Origin of the sequence: Novosphingobium chloroacetimidivorans, assembly GCF_014204535.1 — a bacterium.
GTDB classification, from domain to species: domain Bacteria; phylum Pseudomonadota; class Alphaproteobacteria; order Sphingomonadales; family Sphingomonadaceae; genus Novosphingobium; species Novosphingobium chloroacetimidivorans.
This window is the reverse complement of record NZ_JACHLR010000058.1, coordinates 1-4,109: the sequence shown is the minus strand read 5'-3', so window position 1 is coordinate 4,109 and position 4,109 is coordinate 1. Positions and strand designations below refer to the sequence as shown.

2 protein-coding genes and 2 pseudogenes are annotated in these 4,109 nt (G+C 59.4%); 2 read left to right on the top strand and 2 right to left on the bottom strand.

The genetic code is table 11. The features are described 5' to 3' along the window. Positions 1–101: 101 nt before the first annotated feature. Positions 102–566 (top strand): annotated as a pseudogene (locus HNO88_RS21630) (transposase); the annotation flags it as partial. A gap of 1,352 nt (positions 567–1,918) precedes the next feature. After that, positions 1,919–2,842 carry a cellulase family glycosylhydrolase gene (locus HNO88_RS21620; RefSeq protein ID WP_184250849.1) on the top strand — a complete coding sequence of 308 codons (924 nt, stop codon included), beginning with the start codon at positions 1,919–1,921 and terminating at the stop codon, positions 2,840–2,842. A 550-nt stretch (positions 2,843–3,392) separates the two neighbouring features. On the opposite strand, the gene HNO88_RS23170 is transcribed toward HNO88_RS21620, so the two are convergent. Both HNO88_RS23170 and HNO88_RS21610 read right to left on the bottom strand, forming a co-directional pair. Next, positions 3,393–3,803: a transposase gene (locus tag HNO88_RS23170; protein WP_376768806.1), complete on the bottom strand. Its 411-nt coding sequence runs from the start codon at positions 3,801–3,803 to the stop codon at positions 3,393–3,395. Next, a pseudogene (locus HNO88_RS21610) lies at positions 3,758–4,018 on the bottom strand (transposase domain-containing protein); the annotation flags it as partial. The pseudogene HNO88_RS21610 and the gene HNO88_RS23170, both read right to left, overlap by 46 nt. Positions 4,019–4,109: the final 91 nt, after the last annotated feature.

Here is a 4,109-nt window from a genome sequence, read left to right as displayed (position 1 = left end):
CTGCTCTTCTGTGAACCTTGCTCGCTTCATTCGTCCGTCCTTCCATCAGGCCGGACTCTAATCAAGCTTGGAGGAAAACTCGGGGGTCACGTCACAAGCTCACCCGGCGCTGGGTCAGGCGCGGCACCCGACCATCGGCACCCAAGGACCAGCGGCGATCCTCGGCATGGTTTTTCGGTGCGATCTGGCTCGCTGAAGGCGAGGCCGCCGGCATCGTCATGCCCCGCTGCAACAGCGAGGCGATGAGCATGTACCTTGAGGAGATCGCCTTGCACGTCGCCCCGGGCGCACATGCCGTCCTCCTGCTCGATCAGGCCGGGCGGCAAGGATCGGCAGAGTTGGTCGTGCCGCCCAACATCACCCTAATGCCGCTGCCGCCGAGGTGCCCGGAGCTGAAGCCAGTCAAGAACGTCTGGCAGTTCATGCGCGACAACTGGGTGTCGAGCGCCATCTTCCAATCGTACGATGACATCGTCGACCAATGCTGCTTCGCCTGGAACAAGCTCGTCGAGCAGCCTTGGCGCATCATGTCGCTCGGACTGCGCCAATGGACCCCTGGGTTCTGATCAATGCGCTTGGTATTAGTGCCAAGAGCAAGCTCGGTGAGGCGATCCGCTATGCGCTCACGTGCGGGGAGGGCCTGTCGCTCTTCATTGACAATAGTCGCGTCGGCTCGACAACAACACCGTCGAGTGCGCCACCCGTCGGCTCGCGGTCAATCGTAAGAACGCCCTGTTTGCCGGATCTTAGTAAGCGCGCGACGACTGGGCCGTGATGGCTGCGCTTTGGAGTGCTGCAAGCTAAACGGCGTCAACCCACACCAGTGACTGACAGATACGCCTTCGAACGACGCCAAGGGTCACATAACTAATCGCGTCAGCGAGCTCATGCCCCGGATCACCTTGGCCGGAGAACAGCGCTTACGCTTAGCAGACTGCTCATCACGATTCGATAGGCACGATCCTCAGCCAATCCGCACCACGGAACGGGCTGCCAAGCGTTAGAAACTAAGTCAGCAGTGCGTCGACCGATCATGGTCGGTGCGCACAGGAGCGGAACCGGCTTAAGAGATGCGCACCTCTCACATCCGACCACGCGGCTTAACTCGACATCAACCCCTCCCGGTGCACTCATCGGACCTGGAGGTAGTGCATGTATCAGGTGGAGGTCTTGCGCGGTAAACAATGGTGCCCGGCCGGAGCGCACGTACGTGAGCCGCATGCCATTGAAAATGCGAAGAACATCCAGAGGTTAGAGTCAGACGTAAGAGCGGTTCGAGTGCTCGATCTCGCCGGTTGGGTTATCTACTCGCGCTAGCGGCAGTGGCTTTGAAGATGCAGTGGGTTAGGCGGCTTGCGTGACGGCCCGTGTTATCCTGACGGTGCTGCGCTTCGCGTAGTAAAGATCGTCCGCTGCACCGACAAAGATCCCGGCTTCAAAGTCCTGTCGAGTCGCTGGGTCGTCGAGCGCACCCTCGATAGAAGACCAGATGCAAACGCCTTGTTCGTGGTTATGAGCAGTTATCCGACGTGGTAGTAGCAGCATTGGCAACGCCACACACGCTCAGGCTGGCCGCGGTTGCGGCAAATAAGAGAAAACTCTCGTCATTGAATCTCTCACTCGCGACGCCTTCGTCTAAGTGCTGTCATCGCAAGTCACGGTTTGTTAACAGAATGGTTTTGTTAATATAGGCTGTCGTTTGGGCCTGTCTCAGAGTGACGCAGCTGCGGAGGCGAATCTCGCGCACCTTGGGCTTGATGAAGAAGTCCGGTCTGGAAGCGCTTGCGCGACTTTCTTTCCTTTGTGGCGTTCTATCACGGTCTAGAAAAAGGGGCTCAATGAGCACCGTTTCTAGGTGGCCCCGACGAGAATCTCCGTTAACAGGACGGTTGCCCACGTCTTCTTTTGGAGTCTGACAATGCGCGCCGTACTAGCAGTGCTCCTCTCTCTGAACGCATTTCCAGTGGCAGCCAAGCCCCTGCTCGGCGTCAACCTATCTGGCCTTGAAGCCAGCAACGGTGGCAAGCTCGGTTGGTCACACGTTGCCCCAACGCCTGCGGACATCGAGCTTGCCGCCTGGAGCGGCATCAAGGTCGCACGCATTCCGTTCAAAATGGACAGGGTGGCGCCCAGGGGCTTTCTCGACCCTGCCGAGTTTGGTGCGCTGAGAGCCGCTGTGTCTAATGTTCGCGCCGCCGGTATGCGCCCGCTGCTCGACGATCATAGCTACGGGGCGCAAGCAAATCCGACAGCATTAGCCTCTGCATGGGCGAGAATCGCTAAGGCACTACCCGCTGAAGTAATCCTCGGGCTCCAAAATGAGCCATATAAGCGCGGGGCTGATTGGTGGCCGTTCGCCCAGACTGTCGTGAGTGAGCTACGGGCTGCCGGCGTTGAGAACTGGCTATCCGTAGCGGGGTCGGGCTACTCGCCCGCGAACACATGGGATCGCGTTCAAGGCCCAAACGTCGCCCGATTCAAAGATCCGCTGAAGCGCACCTATTTTGAGGCTCACACTTACTTCGATAAGTGGGGTAGTGGTACAGAAGTACGCTGCGCACCTGGCTCGGCCAGTCGCCTTGATCCCGTGCTGAGGCATGCCCAAGCAAACGGCTACAAGATCATCATCGGGGAGTTGGCGTTTAGCGCCGACCCTTCGTGCGATGCCGTGCGTTCGGCTGCCATCGCCAAGATCAAGGCTAGTCCTGCCGTGTACGCCGCTACGTTCTGGACGCTCGGCAACTTCGTCATGTATCCGCGCTACCTGTTCGGCCTCACCGGTCCCCTTAAGGGAAAGCCAAGCGTGCTGCTGGAGCGCCTCACCGCAGAATGGCGCAAGTAGCTCAAGGAGTGCTGGTTCCGAACGGGACTGCTGGGACGTCCTGACGTCAGCGGCATTCGAAACCAACGCCAGTGCGGATAAAGCTTCAAGTGCTGCAATCACGTGAACGGAGCCAGTACTCTGTGTGGACGCCTTTTCTTTGCTGGTTGACGTAAGGTTACGCGTTTTCGGTCGCATAGGCGCGAAGAATGGCACGTCGCTAGCGACGGCGCTCAGGCAGCTAACGCGCGCCAAATGCCGAGAAAAGCGAGCTGGCGGTGAGCGCATCTATAGCAGACAGTGCGGTAGGTCTGAAGCAGCAGCGCAAATGCGGCTATATTACGGCGACAAGCCACGCGTCAGGACAACACCCGAACGAATGCAAGGCCGACGCTGCAGAGATCGAAGGTCCGAGTGCGGGACGAGTATGTATTTGATGGCCTCGAAGTTGTCGCGGCCCACCAATTTCTTGACGAGGCCTCACGAGTTTGGGTGATGTAGTCGCGGCGCGATCTATAGCCTAGGCGACCTGTGCGCGGATGGTCGTAGACATGGCCAAGGGTCGCTGATCTTATGAGCTTTCCAAGCAGGAGAGCAGCCGATGGCGCGTCGATCGATTGGTCAGGAGCAATTCGGATTTTTTAGACGAGGGGGCGGGCAATGCCAGCCCTTGAGCCTGCATCTGCTTGCGTAGCTCACGACGCCAAGTGAATAGCTGTGAGAGGCACATCGCATGCCTGCGCGCCACAGCGCTGATGGACTCTTGGCCCGAGTAGCTCTCTCCGACGATCGAGACCTTTACCTCAGGCGGCCAATCGCGGCGCTTGCCCCGCGCCTGTGAAGATCTCAAGTCGCTGAGCCCCGCTAGTACGTAAGCATCCGATGAGTAGCGCAGCGGCTTGAGCCGCAATCCGGTTGGGGCTGCCGAGTGCGCGATTACGCGGCGACTGGCAGCTGTGTGCGAAGAGCCTGCCAATTCCACGGGAGCAGCTCGTGCAACCGCTGCTGCGGGATGTCGGCGATGCGGGTGAGGACGTCGGCAAGCTAGGCTTGCGGGGCGACGTCGTTGAGCTTGGCGGCGGTGATGAGGCTGAACATGAAGGCAGCACGCTAACCGCCACGGTCGGAGCCGGCGAAGAGCCAGGCTTTGCGGCCGATGGCGATGCCGCGCATCGCGCGCTCGGCGCAATTGTTAGAGCATTTTCATGATGGGCGGAATCGGAGGGGGATTCCCATTGATCCGATCGTGTGATTCATAGGCAGCCTCACGAAGGAGGCAGCGATGGGT

Coding starts and splice junctions, on each gene's coding strand:
- HNO88_RS21620 (WP_184250849.1), top strand. CDS start 1,919: ATGCGCGCCGTACTAGCAGTGCTCCTCTCTCTGAACGCATTTCCAGTG.